Origin of the sequence: uncultured Brachyspira sp. (assembly GCF_934747485.1) — a bacterium.
In the GTDB taxonomy this organism is placed as follows: domain Bacteria; phylum Spirochaetota; class Brachyspiria; order Brachyspirales; family Brachyspiraceae; genus Brachyspira.
This window is the reverse complement of the sequence record NZ_CAKVGN010000010.1, coordinates 35602-56118: the sequence shown is the minus strand read 5'-3', so window position 1 is coordinate 56118 and position 20517 is coordinate 35602. Positions and strand designations below refer to the sequence as shown.

Below are 20517 nucleotides of genomic sequence, written 5' to 3'. Positions count from 1 at the left end.
ATTATGATACACCTATGCTATACTTTAAGAAATTAAGGAATTCCTAACTGCAATATGTCTGGCTCCTGTGCATAAAATAAAAAAAATATAGTATATTTATATACTGTAAATTATGCTAATTCTATTTATCAATTCTTTTATAAACCTCATCAATACTTTTTTGAAGATCAATAGTTTTTTCAATAACGCTAATAACTTTCTGTATATGCATGATGTCGTTAAGAGTGAGGGTTTCGCGAGCCTTTATATATTTTTCTATAGGCTTGTAACCGCCGATTGAATAATTGTATACTTCTTCTTTTACATTGTCGAAATATTGGGAAGAGTTTATTTTTATTTTATTATCTTCAAACTTGCAGAAATCAATATTGTCATCGCCTGAAACAGGGTAGGAAGAAGAAGGAGCAGGCACTTTTTTAAGCAAATGCAAATCTATGAGAGCAGAGCCTAAAGAGGAAAGAGAAGAAAATAGAGAGCTGTCATCAGTGAAAGGAATACGCGGATAATCATATTTTAAATCTTCTTTGTAGCGAGAGCGGTATGAAGGAGCATAAAGCACAGCGTAGATGTAGGAGAGTATTTTGTAAGGATAATCTTCGCTTTTGATTATAGAGCCGCCCAAATATTTTTTGAGGAAATCCAAGAAGGTAGCTTTAAAATTAGGCTTGCATTCTTCATCAAAATTGAAATCGGCAGAAGAATCAACCTCCTCATAAATATAAAGCGGAGCGAAGTAAGTTTGATATTTAGTAAAATTTATATCTATAATCTTATCAGAAATAAATATATTTTCAAAATCTATATCTGATATAATACCTCTAGTAAAAACTAAACCTATATTTCCTCTGTTAATAAAATGTTTCATTATATCGTATCTAGGATATGTTATAAATAAATTATATGATGAATAATAAGTATATCTAAAATCAAATGTTCTGTAATGTATTTGAGTAATTAATGAATAATTAAATTCATCAATCATATTTTCTAAATATTTTTTGGTGTTTGATATTTTCCAATCTCTTGAATCTTTTATATCATATTTTTTCTGTATATTTTTTTCATCTAAACTGATGAAGTCATTAATAACAGTTTTTAACTTTTCAATATCTGTATGAATAGTTATTTTATATTTTTCTGTTTTTATTCCGCTTCCGAATACTTCAAAAATCTCATTCAAACCTTTAAAATCATTCAAATATTTTTCATTGCTTTTTACTTCTGTAAACCAATGCCATTTTTCATCATCTTGTAATTTTTTCCATTTTTTATTTTCTATGTCTGTGTTTACAGATTTATCAATCAAATATTCTTTTTTATAATTTTGCTTTCCGTAAATTTCCTGAAAATATACGCCTTTGTTTTTGTTATTTTTTATTCCAGTTTTTACAAATAATGCTATGCATACTCCCACATCTTTTATATTAAAAATATTAAAATCCTGACTGCCGTCTGGACATTTTTCTTCCTTATTCATATTACCATGCAAATCAAAAATATATATTTCATCAAAGGTTTTCATTAGCTGATTACGCATTTCCCTATGACTAACACCGTTTATAAAAGAGTTATTTACTATTACGCCTATTATACCCTGTTTGCTTTTCTCCATTTTCCAATGTGCAAATCTTAAAAATTTCATATAATCATCATCTATTATTCTTTTTTCAGATCCTGTTAAATCTTTTTTATAGTCCTTTAATAAATCTATTATCCATTCTTTGCAGTTTATTTCTTCTGATTTTGAATTATAGGGAGGGTTGCCCATTATAACGAGTATAGGCTCTTCATTTTTTATTTTATAAGCCATATCAGCTTCTGCTTTCATATTTGGAAACATTGCCACATAACCGCCTGCACTGTTATCTAAAGTATTAGTTAAATATAATTGCAGTCTTTCCCTGCTCTTATAATCATAATTCAAATCTTTCAAATATTCATGTATTCTAAAGTGTGCCAAAACATAAGGTACTATTAAAAACTCAAAGCCGTAAAGTCTTTTCAATATAAACTCTGAAACTATTTTCTCCCATACGCCGCCTATACCGCTTGATTTTGCATTATTATATGCAAGCTCTATAGCTCCAAGCATAAATGTTCCAGTGCCTGCAGCAAAGTCAAGTATATGCACATTCTCTCCGTAAAGTCCCTCGCTTATATTGAGTTTGTCTTTCAAAAGTTCATCTATAGATTTTATAATATATCTTACCGCCTCTATAGGAGTATAAAACACCCCTCTGGCATTTCTTGTCTTCTCGTCAAACTCTTTTAAAAAATATTCATACATATATATAAATGGGTCTTCTTTATCATGATTTTCTTTATATGAAAGCTCTCCATAAAATATGTTTTCATTATAAGAATTAACCGCATTAATTATTGAAACTATAGAATAAAATATACCGTTGTTATTAAAATCGTTTATATCTATTTTCAAAAGAAACTCTTTAAATATTGGTATATAATCAGGCATATCTTTAAAACTGTTTAAATCAACATTTTTTCTTTTGCTTAGTCTGTAAAAAAGTAATGAAAAAGTGATAATCTGTGAGAAGGCATCAGCAAAATCTTTATCGCTCAAATCTTTAAATAAAGTGTTTTCAAATAATCCTTTTACATCTCTGCTTAAATATGAATCTTTATTTAATAATTCTAAATTTATAAAGTCTCTCAAAATTTTTGTTCTTCTTGCAAGAAGTGAAAGAAAATAATCTTTTTTATCAATTTCTTTTGCTTTACTTATAAAAAACATATCAAATATATCTATAAGTTTTTTATAATTTTCTTCTTCCTTATCTTTTTTATTTTCATAAATACAAATCTCATCTTTTACAATAATATTGCCGTCATCTTCTTTTGAAAGTAAAATAAAATTAATATAATCAGTAAATATCAAATTATTATGAATATACAAATATTTTATTAACTGTTCTTTATATTGTTTATAATTTCCTTTGCCGTTAATAGCTTTATTCAAATCAAAACCTACATCTTTACACTCAATAAATCCTATAAGCTGTTCATCTTCATTAACTATAGTAAAATCAGGAAATATTTTTTTATCATCTTCATCATCAATGCTTGATTCCTGAATTATTTTTATACTTTTATTAGGGTATAAATTAACAGCAAAAAATTTAAGCATATTTTCTAAAGAAGTTCTATAACTATGTTCATTAGAAGAGCCTTTTTCTTTGATTGAGTTTATTTCTTCAATATAATTTTTTACGGCTTTTATATATTCTTTATTCATAAATAACAACCTACTATTTTTATGTTTTTATTATAATTCATAAATAATTATAGTAAACAACTTATAAAGAAAATATTATTGAAATTATATAATTAACTTATGTACTTGTTCATTACTATTTTTCGGCCGTAGTCTTCAAAGTGAAAACTGTCTGTGTAGAGTGATATTAAAAGTATACCTCGTCCGTTTTTGCTATATATATCATCGTTAGTTTTTATTGATTTGTAATTAAAGCCCATGCCTTCGTCTTCTATGGTAATTTCAAGCATATTCTGTTTTATACTAAATGATATATTTACATTTTTATTATAATCATTATTGTTGCCGTGAACTATAGCATTGGTTAAAGCCTCTTCAAAAGCTATTTGCATGGCATCGGCATCTTTTATATTATGTGAATGCAAATACTGAATAAAGATTTCAGATATATTTGGTATTAATCTTTTATTACTTGGTATTTTCATAGTCAGCATATTATCGCATGTAGTATTTTCTATAACTTATAAATAAAGTATAGTTAAATAATATGCATTGTCAAGATTTTTACATATAAATTATTAAATAGCGTAAAGATTTTTTAAGCCAAAGGCTGTTATGTTCTCATTACTATTAATAGTTTTTAATTTGTTTATAGCTTCTTCAGTATTTAAGCTCATTATATTGTAAACACCCTCTTCTAATGAGCTGTAATTAGATGCTATAGCCTCACACATAGAATTAGTAGCAATGAAATAGTTATGATTTTTGTTTCTTCTAGAGCCTTCTATTGTAATGTAGTGTCCCCCTCCTGCACAAGCACAGTTTTCAAGAGCATATCCATTAACATGGTCTCTTGTTATTTGAGCAGCTTTGTTTTTGTCTATGCAAAACACTTTAGCGTCCCCCGCATGAAACACAAATACACCAGCAAACTTATGATATAACACACCAGCAATAGAAGCACCTGCCATAGATTTTTGAACATCATCAGCAGATTCTCTTGCAGCATTAACCTCTAATTTGATGAAATTATGCATTATCCAGTTTATTACTTCCTGTTCGCCCACAAGTTCTACTAAGTCTAAAAAGTTTTCGTTGTAAACATCAGCAGCAAGTTTTGAAGCAAAAGTGTCCCCTAATCCATCAGCAACTAATGCTATACAAGTGCCTTCTATTGAGTTTATAAAATGGCTGTAATTACTTTGTTCGTTTATTATTAATGGTCTTCCAAGTATTGCTTCGCTGTTAAAGAGTATAGTGTCAGTATTTGTTTTGTTGTTGTTAGATTTATTTGTAAAAGAGAAAATGTCCATAATTGTTTTAAATTCCTTAGTTTTTTAATTTTTATGTTTTTTATATTTTACAGACAAAAATATTTTTTTCAAGTTTGTTAGATTATACTATATTTAAGAATTATGTATTTTTAAAATAGCTGCTTTATATGAAAATTTGATATTTTTAATATGATATTAGTCTTGATTTTAAGATTATAATTTTATATAATATTATTATAGAAATTATTATAGAAAAATAAAAAATATTTAAGGAATGTTTTATGTCAAAAGGCTATTTAGCTTTAGTGCTTCATGCTCATCTCCCTTATGTTAGACACCCAGAGCATGAGGATTTTTTAGAAGAAGAGTGGTTATACGAGGCTATTACAGAAACATATATACCCCTTCTTGATGCTTATGATAGAATGGTTAATGATGGAATAAATTTCAAAATTACTATGAGCGTAACGCCTCCTCTTATGAATATGCTTGCAAATGAGCTTCTTCAAAATAGATACGTTAATTATATAGAAAAATTAATTAGATTAGCAGAGATGGAGGTTGAAAGGACTTCATTAGACCCTAATTTTCATCATACTGCTGAGTTTTACAGAGATAAGTTTAGAAAGATAAGAGATATATTTGTTTATAAATATAATAAGAATATATTAAATGGATTTAGATATTTTTTAGAGAGAGGAAATTTAGAGATAATTACTTGCGGAGCTACGCATGGATTTTTCCCATTTATGCAGGAATATCCTAAAGCAATAGAAGCACAGTTAAAAATGGCTGTAAAAACTCATGAGAAGCATTTAGGAAGAAAACCCACAGGCATATGGCTTGGAGAATGCGGATTTTTCCCTGGACTTGAAAAACATCTTGCAAACAATGGAATTAAATATTTCTTTGTTGATACGCATGGTATAATGTATGCTGATAGAGTGCCAAAATATGGAGTTTATGCTCCTTTATATTGTTCTAGAGAGAGCAGAGTTGCAGCTTTCGGACGAGATATTGAAAGTTCAAGAAGTGTTTGGAGTGCTGAAGTTGGTTATCCGGGTGATTCAAGATACAGAGAGTTTTACAGAGATATTGGATATGATTTGCCTTTTGAATATATAAAAGACTTTATACAGAGCAATGGTCTTAGAAAAAATACAGGTATAAAATATTATAGAATTACTGGTAAAGATTGTGCTAAAGAGCCTTATAATCCAGAATGGGCTATGGAAGCTGCTGGAGAGCATTCTGGTAATTTTATGTTTAATAGAGAAAAGCAAATAGAATATTTAGCTTCAGTGATGGACGACAGACCTCCTATAGTAGTATCTCCTTATGATGCTGAATTATTCGGACACTGGTGGTATGAAGGTCCTATGTTTATAGAGTTTTTAATGAGAAAGATTCATCATGACCAAAACACTATAGAAACAATCACACCAAAAGAATATTTAGAAAGACACCCAGTAAACCAAATATCTATGCCTTCAATGTCAAGTTGGGGAGCTAATGGTTATGGTGAAGTTTGGCTTAACGGCACTAACGGCTGGATTTACAGACATTTACACAAGGCTGCAGAACGTATGATAGAGCTTGCTCATGATTATTATAATGAGACAGGTCTTTATGAGAGGGCATTAAATCAGGCTGCACGCGAATTGTTGTTGGCACAAAGCAGCGACTGGGCTTTCATTATGCATACAGGCACTATGGTTGATTATGCTGTTAATACTACAAAATTATATGTGAAGAGATTTACTGACCTTTATTATGCTATCAAAAACAGAGATTTAAATGAAGAGTGGCTCAGTAAATTAGAATGGCGTGATGATATATTCCCAGAGATGGACTTTAGAATATATAGTTAAGAAAATTAGTTATGGAAATAATGAAAGGGGGTGTTAATAAACATTCCCTTTCTTATTATATTCAATTATGCACTATATAAAAGTTAATAATAATATTGATAAATATTCCTAATATATTAGTTATAATACTTGCACTTTTTGCAACTTTTTGCGGCGGGAAAAAGTTGATATAAAATAATTATTTTAATATGTTCTTAAAATTTTTAAGTATCTAAAAATTCAGTTCTTATGTTTTATTATTTTCGGGGACTAGCCCCCGTACCCCACTTCTTTTATTGGTATAAAAGAAGCAAAAGAACTGCATTTAATTAAATACATCTTTTTATGCATATACTAAAATATAGATATTATTTTAGATTTATATATTCACAAACTATAAAGCTGAAACACTTGCACTTTTTGCAACTTTTTGCGGCGGGAAAAAGTTGATAATATATTTAAAAAATATAAAGAATTATTTATTTTATATAAATATAATTAGTAAAATTAAATTTGCACTTTCGCGAAGCGTATCCGAAAATGTCAAAAACTTTGACGAAGTCCGCAGAGCGTAAGGCGGGAAAAAGAACAATAAAAAAGTTAATAAAATATAATTATTTTAATATGTTCTTAAAATTTTTAAGTCTGTAAAAATTTAGTTCTTATGTTTTATTGTTTTCGGGGACTAACCCACTTGTGAAACGTACCCGTAGGGTAGCACCTCCACTTCTTTTGCCGACGCTCTGCGTGCCGTAGGCAAGGCACCTACTTGATACGACCGTAGGGAGTGCACATATAGGAGAGTATTGGTACAGTTCGTACAAAATATAATTGTTTAGATTTAAAAAAATACAAAAAATAAATTTGCATTTTTTTTAGTGCTATGTTATAATACTTAGCAACTAGCTCGGATGATGGAATTGGTAGACATAGCAGATTTAAAATCTGCTGGTCCTTGCGACCGTGCCGGTTCGATTCCGGCTCCGAGCAAAATACCAAATAACTCGAGAAGCTCATTAATAATTTTTATGGTAAATAATCAAGATAAACTTTCTAAAAAAAATATTATTATATTAGTGATAGGTCTTATAATTTTCGCTTTTAGTTTCCTTTTAATCGCATTAGTAGGCAAAAATCCTGAAGGTATATTGGGTTTCCTCGCTCCTTTTACTATGCTCATAGGCATCATCACAATAGTAACAGGTTTTCTATATAAAGCTAATTCTTAAATTATAATTTTTTAATATATTCTTATGAAAAATAATGAAATAGAAATAAAAGCTTATGTTAGAGATTTTGAAAGCACTTTAAGTTTTCTCTATAAGAATGCAAAATTTAAAAAGAAATATTTTAAAAAAGATATATATTACGCCAAAAATGATGATATTTTAAGCGGTAACATAATATTAAAAAACTGCATTAGACTTAGAATAGAACATGGCGGCTATACTTTTTGTACTAAAGATAGAAAAATAGTAGACGGCGTAGAAGTTAATGATGAGATAGAATTAAAAGTAAGCAAGAAGAAAGCAAGATTTATACTTAATTTTTTATCATCACTTCAAGGCTACAGAGAGTATGTGAGAAAAGAGAAGAAGGGTTATGCTTTTATATATAAAAACTCATTAACAGAAGTATCAAAAATAAAAGGTTTAGGCGATTTTATAGAGATAGAGTTTTTAAATAGTGCAGACAGTGTAGAAAATCAGGTTTCTCAATTAAAAACAATATTACAAGAAATAGGTATAGATGAGAAAGATATAGAAACAAGACCTTATGTTGAAATGCTCAAAAAAAACTAAATAATTAGATTTTATTTTCGATAATAAGACATAATTTTTTTAAGTTTATAAATTAGACTTTGTTTTTATCTTAAAAAGTATTTAATATATACTTGACTTTTTTTAGAGTATATGTTAATATATTTAAGTCTTAAAACATAAGGGCGATTAGCTCAGCTGGGAGAGCGGGTGCCTTACAAGCACTAGGTCGGCGGTTCGAACCCGTCATCGCCCAAAGTCTTCTGAAATTGTTTACATTATTTTTTAGTATATGGCAGGTTTTGAATATCTTTTAATTATAGTAGCTATTCTTTTTCTATTAATTTTACTTACTTTTCTTATTAAAAAAATTACTAAACATATTTCTATATTATTTGCTGTTATTATTATAATGGTGCTTTCTGTAGCTTCGCTTGTAGGAATATATTTTAATTATACAACCAATATATCTGCAAACATGGAAAATTTTTCTATGGAGAAACAAAGAGCAGAAGAGAAAAAAAGGCTTATTGAGAATGTCAGCATGAGAGATGGGGTATTGGAAATCTTATCTCTGCATTTAGCTTATTCAAATAGAATATCTAAACCTATAATAAGAAATGGTGAAATTGGTTTTTATTTAGATGAGATTTGGTTTAATTGGGCTGACGGTAAGCTTTTAACAGATGAAGATATATCTAATGCTGATAATTATATAAGTTTTGGTTTTTATTCTTATCCTGTTAATGGGCTACCTGTTATACAAAAGGCTACTCCTGAGAGAACTTTAGAGCTTCAGGAATATTATAAAAGAAGAATTAACAATAAAAAAATTATTAATAATACATTTTTAAATACACTTTATGATGGTTCTTCTCCTAAGACTATGATGACGCATATAAAAACAGTCAGCATATTAGGCTATAGAACCAGCATACATGATTATATAGTAGAGCCTCTTTCTAACGCGAGTGTAGAAATTAAATCTATGGCTCAAACTAATGTTCAAGTAAAAAATTATTTAGCATCATTAAAAACAGTTAGCGGCTATGTATGGAAAATAATATCAAAAAGTGCGAGCAGAAGCTATCATAGTTATGGTGTTGCCATTGATACGCTTCCTAAGAGAAGTAACGGCAAGCAAATATATTGGGCTTGGACGAGGGTTAATAATAAAGAGTGGTATGCTGTTCCTTTTAATGATAGATGGAATCCGCCTAAAGAAGTTGTAAAAGTTTTGGAGAAATATGGGTTTATTTGGGGCGGTAAATGGCATAATTATGATACTGTGCATTTTGAATATAGACCAGAGCTTATAATATACAACAGAATAAAAGAAGATGAAGAAGAGCTTTATAGGCTCATAAAAGAATACGGTTTATATTAATTAATAGCATTAAAAAGCATATTTCTTAAATTATCTTTATTTTATTTTCATAAAAACTAAATATTATAAAATTTATAAAAGATTAGTTTTTTTAATTATTTGTAATTGATATTGTTTGTTAATAAATATAATAAAAGTATAAAGCTATAGTATTTGCACTTTTTGGTTCTTTTTGCTGCGGGAAAAAGAACAATAAAAAAATTAATAAAATATAGTTACTTTAATATATATGAAAAAATTTAAAGCCTATCAAAATATTTTTTAGTTTTTTTATTTGTGGTGGCTTTGTCCCCACTCCTCCAGTTCTTTTACGACCTAAGGAAGTGCCTGTGGTATTGGTATAAAAGAACCAAAAGAACTGCATTTTTTAAACTAAAATACAAATATTATTTTGTACTAATACATATTCAAAGATATAAATTGAACTTTTTTCAACTTTGACGAAGTCCGCACCACGAAAGCGGGAAAAAGTTGAACAAAACAAGAACTTGGTATGATAAAAAAATCACAACATATTCATAAAAATTGACAAACTCAGTAATTTTTAGTATTATATAAAATATTCTCAATATAAAAAATAAATATGACAAAATTAGATGATAATATAAATAATACTCTAAATAGATGGCGTCTTATACTCGGAGATTTCGCTGATAATAATATTGAATTGCAAGAAGGTTTATCAGACATTAATGAAACTTTAAATTTCTTGTATGACAGAGAATACTCAAAAGAAGACGGATATTATAATGATAATGACAATACAAAATTAAAAGGCGATAAGAGTAAAAGCAATTTAACTGTTCCAATGTGGGTTTCAAAGATAAGAAAACTCTTTCCAAAAGAAACCGTTCAGATTATGCAGACTCATGCTCTAAATAAATATAATTTAACTGAGATGATTACAGATGAGAATATTTTAAAGGAAATGGAGCCTAATATGGAGCTTCTTAAAAATATTCTAACATTTAGAGATATGATGGGTTCTAATGTAAAAAAGCTTGCTTATAGTATAGTGAGAGATATTGTAGAAAAATTAAAAAGAAAAATGGAGCAAGATATTAAGAAAGTTTTTTACGGCAAGAAGCTTCCTAATTCTTATACAACGCATAAAAAAATATTTAAAAATCTTGATGTAAAAAAAACAATTAGGCATAATTTAAAAAACTACAATACTCAAAATAATACAATATTTGTAGATAAACTATATTTTAATAACAATATAAGAAACTATAATCCTTGGCATATTATAATACTTATAGATGAAAGCGGTTCTATGCTTGATAGTGTAATATATTCTTCTATAATGGCATCAATATTTGCTAATCTGCCATATTTATCTGTGAAGCTTATTATATTTGACACTTCTATAGTTGATCTTACTGATTATATTAAAGACCCAGTGGACACTCTTTTAAAGGTTCAATTAGGAGGGGGGACTGATATTGTTAATGCTTTGGAGTATGCTAAAAAAATTACAGCATTTCCAGAAAAGACAATATATTTACTTATAAGCGATTTGGAAGACAGCAATGATTATAAATATATGCATAACAGTGTAAAAGGTATTATTGAAGCAAGAAGTAAAATTTTTATATTAACGGCATTAGATTATGATTGCAATGAATCGTATAATAAAAACGCTGCTCAAAAACTCTCTAAGCTTGGTGCTAAAGTGGCCGCCATTACTCCAAATAAATTAGCAGAATATGTAAACGACATTATAACGAAATGATTATTTTTTGTTTAAGATTATTTTTATTTAATTTTTTATAAGCATACTTTTTTATCTTAATTGTTTTATCAAACATTTTTTATAGCTTTCATAATTGCATGTTTTTTTACAAAAATATATAGATAATTATTTTTTAAAGCCGAAAATTAGTAATGTAATATTATAATCTTTTTTATAAAATGGTAGAAAAATGAAAATATTTATTAATGACAAAGAATTATCATTTACTTTAGAAAATGAGCAAAATGCTTATGATGTATTAAAAGGCGTAGAAGAGTGGTGCAACTCTAATAATTTTCTTATTAATAAAATAATAATAGATAATAATGAGCTTCACCCATATATAGACGAAGAATATGAGAAGATTCTTATAGAAAATATTGATACTATATATGTAGAAGCTCTTAGCAATAGCGAATATTATTTATCTAGCCTCAATTCTATAATGGATTATATTAAAAAGATTGCTGTTACAGATTCTGCTATTTTAAGTGAAAAAGATATGGAAGATTTAAAAGATGGATTTGCTTGGATATTGGACTCTATCCCTAGGGTGATATTTCTTTGCAATATGAGTTTGGAAAGTCATAATTCAATGCATTTACTAAAGATGCTTGAAGTAAAATTAGAGAGATTAACATCTTTAACAGAAAAAAATGAAGATATAGAAAAAATAAGAGATTATTTTAATGACGATGTTAAACCTTTTATCAATGATAAATTAATGCCTGCTATGGAACTTATTATGGAAGATGCTAAAATTAATACTATAATAATGTTCTCTAATAATATTAATTCTGATAATGCTTTATATAAAATCGGCACGCTTCCTAAGTTTTATGATTTTATAATAGAACTATTAGATAAGATTGTAAGCAAACTTCAAACAGGAAATGATAAAGAAGCATTTTTGTATGCAGAAAAATTTTCAAGAGTGGTAAGTTTCTCTTTTACAATACTTTCAAAAGTGGCAGATATATGCTCTATAGATTATAACAATATAAAAATAAATAAAATAAGTCTTTATGATTCTATAGAAGATTTTAACAGTATGATGAATAATGTTTTAGAAGCATTCTCTAACGAAGACTATATATCTATAGCAGACATATTAGAATATGAAATAAAATATAAATTAAAAGACATTATTAATTATATACCTGTTGTAGAGGAATACATTGAAAAGCTCAATGTTTGATTTTACAGAAGAAGACAACTCTTTTCTTCCAATGGCAGAGCGTATGCGTCCTACTTCTATAGAGGAAGTTTATGGGCAAAAGCATATACTCTCAGAAAATAAAACTCTAAGAAAAATGATTGATAAAGATAAAATCACTTCTATGGTTTTTTTTGGTCCTCCGGGAGTTGGAAAATCAACCGTTGCTTCTATAATTGCGAAAAAAACTAAAAGAGAATATATAAAATTAAATGCTGTACTTTCTAATGTGTCTGAAATTAGAGAGGCCATTAAAAAGGCAGAAAAAAATCTATCCAACGAAAAAAAGACAATACTCTTTATTGATGAGATACATAGATTTAATAAATCTCAGCAAGATGCTTTACTTCCTGCTGTAGAAAATGGAACTATTATTCTTATTGGAAGTACAACGCAGAATCCTTATTTTTATTTAACTAATGCACTTCTTTCACGCATAATGCTTTTTGAGTTTAAGAACCTTGAAGATGAAGATATTAGAGAGGCAGTTGTTAATGCCATAAAAGATAAAAGAGGTCTCGGCGAAGAAGATATTGATGTGGAAGAGAAAGCGATAGATTTGATAGTAAAGTTTTCGCATGGTGATGTGAGAAAGGCTTTAACATATCTTGAAACATCATACTTAGCTACACAAATAGATGAAACAAAAGAAAAACTCACAATCACAGAAGAGATAGTAAAAGACGTTACAACAAAACAAGCATTAAACTTTGATGAAGATGAACATTACAATACCATTAGTGCTTTTATAAAAAGTGTGAGAGGAAGCGACCCTAATGCAGCTATTTATTATTTGGCAAGAATGCTTGAAGCAGGAGAAGACCCAAGATATATAGCAAGACGTCTTTGTATATTAGCTTCTGAAGATATAGGATTAGCAGACCCTAATGCACTTAATATGGCTTCATCACTTCTTAATGTAGTGGAGTTTATAGGAATGCCGGAAGGAAGAATACCGCTTGCAGAGGTTACTATATATTTAGCACTTTGTCCGAAATCTAATTCTGCATATAACGCAATTAACAAAGCATTAAAAGACGTAAGAAACGGAGAGCTTTATTCTATACCGAATTACTTGAAAGATAACAATTCAGCATCATTCGACAGAAAAAGCAACGAAGATTATAAATATCCTCATGATTATCCTTATCATATAATAAAGCAGGACTACTTAGAAAAAGGTATTAGAAAGAATTATTATGAAGCGGTGGAAATTGGAGAAGAGAGAGAGCTTAAAAAAAGATATGAATGGATAATTAAGCATATATATGATTAGTAGTATTCAGTAAAGTTATTCTTCTTTCAATCTGATATTTAAAATGTTTTATCTATTATTTTATATATTTTATAGATATTCCAAACGTATAAAGCTAAAACACTCGCACTTTTTGGTTCTTTTTGCTGCGGGAAAAAGAACAATAAAAAATTATATAAAATAATTATTCCAATATATTCTAAAGATTTTTACTTTTTTATTTTGGTTAGTTGCAGGGCTTTGCCCCTGCGAAGCGTGCCCGTAGGGTAGCACCCCACTTCTTTTGCGACCAAAGGAAGTGCCGGAGGCGTGACCCAAAGAAGCAAAAGGACTGTAATTTTTTAGCTAAAATATTTGTATTATCTTATTATATATTCCTAAAATATTAGCTATAGTATTTGCACTTTTTGCAACTTTTTGCGGCGGGAAAAAGTTGAATAAAAAAACTTATTATATATTTGAAAACTTTTAATTTTATCAAATATATTTTTTAAGTTTTTTGTTTGTGGTTGCTTTGCCCACGTATCCCCAGTTCTTTTGCCGATAGGCACCTACTCGGTATTGGTATAAAAGAACCAAAAGAACTGCATTTTTACACAAATATACATGTACTATTTTATACTTTATAGATATTCCAAACGTATAAAGCTAAAACACTCGCACTTTTTGGTTCTTTTTGCTGCGGGAAAAAGAACAATAAAAAATTATATAAAATAATTATTCCAATATATTCTAAAGATTTTTACTTTTTTATTTTGGTTAGTTGCAGGGCTTTGCCCCTGCGAAGCGTGCCCGTAGGGTAGCACCCCACTTCTTTTGCGACCAAAGGAAGTGCCGGAGGTGTGACCCAAAGAAGCAAAAGGACTGCATTTTTTATACAAAGATACATCTACTATTTTATACTTTATAATATATAATAATCTAAACAAAAATATTAAGAAAAATACAATATGACTATAAGAAAAACAACTGCTAATGATATAAATAAACTCTTAGAAATATTTGATTATGCCAGAGAATATATGAAAGCAAATAATAATCCAAATCAATGGGTTAATGGATATCCATCAAGAGAAGATGTAGAAGAAGACATTCAAAAAAATGAAAGTTATGTGTGCTTAGATGATGATAATAATATCATAGCAACATTTTGTTTTTTTATAGGTATTGAAGAAGATTATAATGAAATATACGAAGGCAAGTGGCTTAATAACAATAAATACGGAGTTATACACAGAATAGCAACTCTAAAAAATCAAAAAGGAGTAGGCTCTTTTTGCATGAAATACTGTTTTGATATATGCAAAAATATGAGAGTAGATACACATAAAGATAATATACCAATGCAAAGGCTTTTAGAGAAAGAAGGTTTTACAAAATGCGGCATAATAAAATTAAGAAGAAACGGAGCAGAGAGAATAGCTTTCCAGAAAAGTGAATTATAAATTATTTTTTATAAGAATTGGAGATGGCGGGACTCGAACCCGCGTCCTACGAAGCGCCCCATATTCGTCTACATAGCATATCTTATCTTTGAAGTTTCACTTTACAGGTAAAAGACAAGCAGAAAAACTATAAAGCTAGTTTGAGTATACGTAATATTAGGCTCAAACGGCACCCAATACAAGTTCTATGTGTTTCGACACCGATAAAGCAACCCATAGACAAATCACTAAACCAGTGACAGCTTCAATTAAGCTGCAAGTGCGTATTCGTCTGCACTTATATTTTTAGTATGATATTTACGTGCATATACCAAGCACGGCTATGCAAAATATGACTCAACCATCGCAGTCGAAGCCGGAGCATCCCCTTTCAAAGAACATATATATTATTATAATATTTTTTTTTATATAGTCAACTCTTTTGTATGCTTTACTTTTATATTAATTTAAGTATAATTAAATAATTATGAAATATGTATTAACATTATTTATTATAATAAGCTTTCAATTATACCCATATGAATTAAGACTTCATTTTTCAGGTGCAAATATCTATAATAATACTTTATATGCCAATGTTTATGTTGGAAATGATATGAATTTTTATAGTAATATAAAAAAATATTTAGACAACGGCATTATCACAGTATTCAATTTTAGAGTTAATTTGTTTAAAAACAATTTACTGTTAGATGACAGCATAAAAGATGCTCATTTCTTTAGAAGAATATATTATGATTTTTTTACTAAAGAATATGTTATGTATAATTCTCAAACTATGGCTGAAACAAGAAATACTAACTTTTATGAATTAATTAGAAATACAAGCCAAATAAATAGAATAGAAATTATTAATACTAATAACCTAAATATAGACACTGAATATTATTTTAAAACAAGACTGTCAATACAATTTGAAAATGCTTATCCATATTTAAACGCCTTTTTTAATATGATTACCCCGTTACAATATAGAATTAAATGGTTAAAGTCTGATAATTTTTATTTAAATAAATTGTAATAATAATTTTTATATTTTCTTATATTATTTATAGGTAAAAATCCGATTTTGTATTAAATAAAGTACCTTGACTTTTTGTAAATATTTTATAAAATTATTTTTTAATTAGAGGAATTATGCATTTTTTTATTAGTATATTAATTGCTTTAATGTTTTCAAGCTATTCATTTGCACAAAATTATGGTTATGATAAGAATTATCAATCATATTTAGATGAAAATGGCGTAGAAATAGATGATAAACAAAAAAATAAAGTTAGAGAAGATATAAAGAAGTGGGCTAACTTTTATTTGCAAAAACACTATAAATATAATGAAAGAGTTGAATTAACTCATCCAACTACAAAAGAGAAGAAAAAATTCAATTTTGATTGTTCTGGTTTTGTAACCGCAGTTTATTGGAGTTCTAATATAGCAGTTTTTGAAAAGCAGGCGATAATGGATTCAAGCGGTGTAAAAACAATATATTCAACACTTTCAAAATATAAGAAGATATACAATAACGGCATGCCAAACATTGGCGATATAGTGATGTTTGATAGAACAACATCAGATACAAAAAAACTTACGCATGCTGGAATAGTTGTTGCTGTAGATAAAGAAGAAGGAACTGTAACTTATGTACATGCTTCTACAAGCAGAGGTCTTGTTGAAGGCTATATAAATTTAAAATATCCTGATTTAGCTAGAAAAGACGGAAAAGTTATCAATAGCTATCTTAGAAGAGGAGGAGGCGTAGATTCACTTGCATCAAAATGTTTTAATAGTTATGGTACTATTTTAGATATACCTTTAGAATAAATATTATAGATAAAGAGATTTTTTTGGAGAATATATGGCTAACAATAAAAAAAAGAATTCAAATAGAAGAAACAACATTCCTCAAAGCGGGGGCGGAAATCAGATTATTATAATACTGCTTCTTACTATGGTAGTAGTAATGGCAATAATGTATTTTCAGAAGACTCCTCAAGTTAAGGCTCAGGAATGGGATTATTCTACTGTTGTACAAAAAGTAAAAGATGGCGTTGTTAAAGAAGTTACTATAGTTGATCAATATATAAAAAATGGTAAGGCAGTGGAAACGCTTAACGGCAAAATTACAGAGATAGATTTTTATTCTTATATACCTTTTACTGCAAGCGGTTTTGCAGATTTCCTTATAGAAAATAATGTAAAGGTTCGAGGAGAAGCTGAAAAACCTAGTTATTTCAGCATAATACTTGTAAACTTACTTCCTATACTTGCTATAGGATTTTTACTTTGGTTTTTTATGTTCAGACAGGTTCAAGGTTCAAATAACAGAGCTATGAACTTTGGAAAGAGCAGAGCAAGACTATTAACAAAAGAAGATGTAAAAGTAACTTTCAAAGATGTTGAGGGCTGTAAAGAGGCTAAAGAAGAGCTTCAAGAGGTTGTACAATTTTTGAAAGACGCCAGCAAATTTACGAGGCTTGGTGCTAAGATACCAAAGGGAGTATTATTGGTAGGCCCTCCGGGTACTGGTAAAACTTTGCTTGCTAAGGCTGTTGCAGGAGAGGCTAATGTACCTTTCTTTAGTATGTCTGGTTCTGAGTTTGTTGAGATGTTTGTAGGTGTGGGTGCTTCAAGGGTAAGAGATTTATTTGAACAAGGTAAGAGGTCTGCCCCTTGTATTATATTTATAGATGAGCTTGATGCTGTGGGTAGAACAAGAGGAGCTGGATACGGCGGCGGTCATGATGAAAGAGAGCAAACTCTAAACCAAATGCTTGTTGAAATGGACGGCTTTAATACTGACACAAGAATAATTATATTTGCTGCTACCAACAGACCTGATGTACTTGACCCTGCATTGCTTCGTCCGGGTAGATTTGACAGACAGGTTGTTGTTGATTTGCCTGATGTTAAAGGAAGAGAGGGAATATTTAAAGTGCATGTTGCTAAAATACAGCATGACCCTTCTATAGATTTGTATCATCTTGCAAGGGCTACTCCTGGTTTTTCTGGTGCTGATATTGCTAATATGGTTAATGAGGCTGCTTTGATTGCTGCTAGAAACGATAAAGAGAGAGTAGAGCTTAAAGATTTTGAAGAAGCTCGCGATAAGGTTATGATGGGTCCTGAAAGAAGAAGTATTCTTATAAGCGAGAAAGAAAAACTTAATACTGCTTACCACGAGGCAGGTCATACTTTAATGGCAGTTCTCCTTCAAAATACCGATGCTTTACATAAGGTAACAATTGTACCTCGCGGAAGAAGTTTGGGTGCTACTTGGACGCTTCCTTCAGATGGAAGATACACTCTTCAAAGGAAAAAAGCTATTGATGAAATGTCTTTGCTTCTTGGAGGACGTGTTGCAGAAGAGTTTAAGTTTGGGGAAGATTCTGTTACTACCGGTGCTTCCAATGATATAGAAAGAGTTACAGAACTTGCAAGAAGAATGGTTTGTGAGTGGGGTATGAGCAGGCTTGGTCCTATTGCTTTCGGTCAAAAAGAACAGCCTATATTCTTGGGTAAAGAAATTGCACGTCATAAAGACTATAGTGAAGAAACTGCTCAAAAAATTGATGAGGAAGTGCATAAGTTTGTTATTAAGGCTTATGAAAGAACTAAAAAATTAATAGCTGAAAATGCTGATAAGTTTGAAGCATTGTCTAGAGAATTATTTGAAAAAGAATCTCTTGACATAGAAGATATTGAAAGAATATGCGAAGTTAAACTTGACAGAGTAAAAGACAAATTAGTTTATGCAGGTAAAGACCCTAAAAGAGGCACTGATGAACTCGAAGACCCTTCAGCATATCAAGACGGAGAAGTAAAGAGTGTTAAAGATGAAGTATTTTCTACACCTATAAAACCTCTTAAAGACGAAAAATCTTCTAAAAAAACTTCTTCTATTAATAAAAAAATATCTTCTCCTAATAGAAAAAAGAAAAATGAAGATTAATAAATTATAAAATAGCTGAATAAAACTACGGTATAGTTTTTATATCGTAGTTTTTTATTACTATTCATAATATGTAAAAAATGTATTACACATATAATAATATAAAAGCATAAAAACCTAAAAAAAAAATTTTAGTAAAATAATTAATTGATTGCATAAAAAAAATTTTCTATACTGTAGTCATAACACTTACTTATGGAGTTTTACAATGAAAAAAATTGGTTTGCTGCCTAGAATTATAATTGGTATAATTTTAGGTATTTTGGTTGGCATGTATCTTCCTAGTCCTGTGGTAAGAATATTTGTAACTTTCAGTTCTATATTTAGTTTATTTTTAAACTTTATTATACCTCTCATGATAGTTGCTTTTATAGGATATGGTATTGCCAGTCTTACAGAGGGTGCTTCAAAGCTTATTGGAATTACTGTAGCTATATCTTATGGTTCTACATTATTAGCTGGAAGTATTGCTTTTTTAGTAGCTTCAAATCTTTTTCCTACTCTTTTGGGTGCTGCTGCTTTAAGCAATGTAAAAATAGAATCTGGCTTAGACAGTTATTTTTCTATACCTCTTAAACCTTTATTTGACGTTACATCTGCTGTAGTATTTGCATTTATACTTGGTATTGGTATTACAATGCTAAGACCTAAGAAACAAGGTGAGGAATTATTTTCTATAGTAAGAGATTCTGAAGAGGTTATACAAGCTGTTCTTAAAAATATAATAATACCTTTATTGCCTATACACATTTTAGGTACTTTTGCTAATTTAGCTTATGCTGGTAGTATACAGCACATACTCGTAATATTTGGTAAAGTATTTGCAGTTGTTATTACTTTACATATACTTTATATCACTGCTTTATTTATAATATCTGGAATTATAGGGCATAAATCTCCTCTAATGCTCATTAAAAACCAAATACCGCCTTATTTCACTGCTGTAGGTACTCAAAGCAGTGCTGCTACTATACCTGTTAGCTTAATAGCTGCTGAAAGAAATGGTGTCAGCGAGCAGATTAGAAATTTTGTTATACCGCTTTGTGCTACTATACACTTAGCCGGTTCTATGATTACTTTAACTTGCTGTTCTACTGCTGTAATACTTATACTTGGACAAAACCCTACTTATGGTTCAATACTTCCTTTCATACTCATGTTAGGTATAGCTATGGTTGCTGCTCCCGGAGCACCTGGCGGAGCTGTTATGAGTGCTTTACCTTTCTTCTATATGATTGGTATTACTGGAGAAGAATTGCAAGGTTTGATGATTGCTTTATACTTAACTCAAGACTCTTTTGGTACTGCTGCTAATGTTTCTGGAGATAATGCTATTGCTGTATTTGTTGATTGGTTCTACAAGACTAAGATTAAAAAAGAGTCAGTTGCTTAAACAAAATTAATTATAATCAAA

The 20517-nt window shown here is 29.3% G+C and carries 15 protein-coding genes, 2 tRNA genes and 1 other RNA gene; 14 read left to right on the top strand and 4 right to left on the bottom strand.

Annotated elements, in window-relative coordinates; all coding sequences use genetic code 11:
- Positions 1–121: 121 nt before the first annotated feature.
- The 3 genes from Q0H31_RS03330 to Q0H31_RS03320 form a co-directional block, all read right to left on the bottom strand.
- Positions 122–3253, bottom strand: a complete 3132-nt coding sequence (locus Q0H31_RS03330; protein ID WP_295295766.1) for a type ISP restriction/modification enzyme — start codon at positions 3251–3253, stop codon at positions 122–124.
- A 92-nt stretch (positions 3254–3345) separates the two neighbouring features.
- Complete coding sequence (locus Q0H31_RS03325; protein ID WP_295295767.1) at positions 3346–3717, bottom strand: ATP-binding protein; 372 nt, start codon at positions 3715–3717, stop codon at positions 3346–3348.
- 93 nt (positions 3718–3810) lie between these two features.
- Positions 3811–4545 (bottom strand): serine/threonine protein phosphatase, encoded by a 735-nt coding sequence (locus Q0H31_RS03320; protein ID WP_295295765.1) that lies wholly within the window; start codon positions 4543–4545, stop codon positions 3811–3813.
- A 242-nt stretch (positions 4546–4787) separates the two neighbouring features.
- Between Q0H31_RS03320 and Q0H31_RS03315 the strand changes: the two genes are divergently transcribed.
- The 10 genes from Q0H31_RS03315 to Q0H31_RS03270 all read left to right on the top strand — a co-directional run bounded on the left by Q0H31_RS03315 (position 4788) and on the right by Q0H31_RS03270 (position 15154).
- Positions 4788–6377, top strand: coding sequence for a 1,4-alpha-glucan branching protein domain-containing protein (locus Q0H31_RS03315; RefSeq protein WP_295295764.1), 1590 nt, complete (start codon positions 4788–4790; stop codon positions 6375–6377).
- An 884-nt stretch (positions 6378–7261) separates the two neighbouring features.
- Positions 7262–7346: transfer RNA gene (locus Q0H31_RS03310), tRNA-Leu, on the top strand.
- 38 nt (positions 7347–7384) lie between these two features.
- A complete protein-coding gene (locus Q0H31_RS03305; RefSeq protein ID WP_041747917.1) occupies positions 7385–7585 on the top strand; it encodes a hypothetical protein in 201 nt (66 codons plus the stop codon).
- Positions 7586–7609: 24 nt separating this feature from the next.
- The gene (gene cyaB, locus Q0H31_RS03300; protein ID WP_295295763.1) at positions 7610–8158 is read left to right on the top strand and encodes a class IV adenylate cyclase; all 549 of its coding nucleotides are present in this window, start codon (positions 7610–7612) and stop codon (positions 8156–8158) included.
- Positions 8159–8299: 141 nt separating this feature from the next.
- Positions 8300–8372 (top strand) — tRNA-Val (locus tag Q0H31_RS03295).
- A gap of 36 nt (positions 8373–8408) precedes the next feature.
- Positions 8409–9503 carry a M15 family metallopeptidase gene (locus Q0H31_RS03290; RefSeq protein WP_295295762.1) on the top strand — a complete coding sequence of 365 codons (1095 nt, stop codon included), beginning with the start codon at positions 8409–8411 and terminating at the stop codon, positions 9501–9503.
- 583 nt (positions 9504–10086) lie between these two features.
- Positions 10087–11238: a VWA domain-containing protein gene (locus Q0H31_RS03285; RefSeq protein ID WP_295295761.1), complete on the top strand. Its 1152-nt coding sequence runs from the start codon at positions 10087–10089 to the stop codon at positions 11236–11238.
- 190 nt (positions 11239–11428) lie between these two features.
- Positions 11429–12436, top strand: a complete 1008-nt coding sequence (locus Q0H31_RS03280; protein WP_295295760.1) for a hypothetical protein — start codon at positions 11429–11431, stop codon at positions 12434–12436.
- Entirely contained in the window at positions 12429–13730 is a 1302-nt protein-coding gene (locus Q0H31_RS03275; protein ID WP_366938255.1) for a replication-associated recombination protein A, read from the top strand. The genes Q0H31_RS03280 and Q0H31_RS03275 overlap by 8 nt, the downstream gene beginning before the upstream one ends.
- A gap of 929 nt (positions 13731–14659) precedes the next feature.
- Positions 14660–15154, top strand: a complete 495-nt coding sequence (locus Q0H31_RS03270; RefSeq protein WP_295295758.1) for a GNAT family N-acetyltransferase — start codon at positions 14660–14662, stop codon at positions 15152–15154.
- A gap of 15 nt (positions 15155–15169) precedes the next feature.
- Here Q0H31_RS03270 and ssrA read toward each other — a convergent pair.
- Positions 15170–15522, bottom strand: a transfer-messenger RNA (tmRNA) gene (gene ssrA / locus Q0H31_RS03265).
- Between the two features lie 98 nt (positions 15523–15620).
- Here ssrA and Q0H31_RS03260 point away from each other — a divergent pair.
- The 4 genes from Q0H31_RS03260 (at position 15621) to Q0H31_RS03245 (ending at position 20496) form a co-directional block, all read left to right on the top strand.
- On the top strand, positions 15621–16175 hold the full coding sequence (locus tag Q0H31_RS03260; RefSeq protein ID WP_295295757.1) for a DUF4390 domain-containing protein: 555 nt from the start codon (positions 15621–15623) through the stop codon (positions 16173–16175).
- Between the two features lie 116 nt (positions 16176–16291).
- Entirely contained in the window at positions 16292–16975 is a 684-nt protein-coding gene (locus Q0H31_RS03255) for an NlpC/P60 family protein (RefSeq protein WP_295295756.1), read from the top strand.
- A gap of 34 nt (positions 16976–17009) precedes the next feature.
- A complete protein-coding gene (gene ftsH / locus Q0H31_RS03250) occupies positions 17010–19103 on the top strand; it encodes an ATP-dependent zinc metalloprotease FtsH (RefSeq protein ID WP_295295755.1) in 2094 nt (697 codons plus the stop codon).
- A 208-nt stretch (positions 19104–19311) separates the two neighbouring features.
- Positions 19312–20496 (top strand): cation:dicarboxylase symporter family transporter, encoded by a 1185-nt coding sequence (locus tag Q0H31_RS03245; RefSeq protein WP_295295754.1) that lies wholly within the window; start codon positions 19312–19314, stop codon positions 20494–20496.
- Positions 20497–20517: the final 21 nt, after the last annotated feature.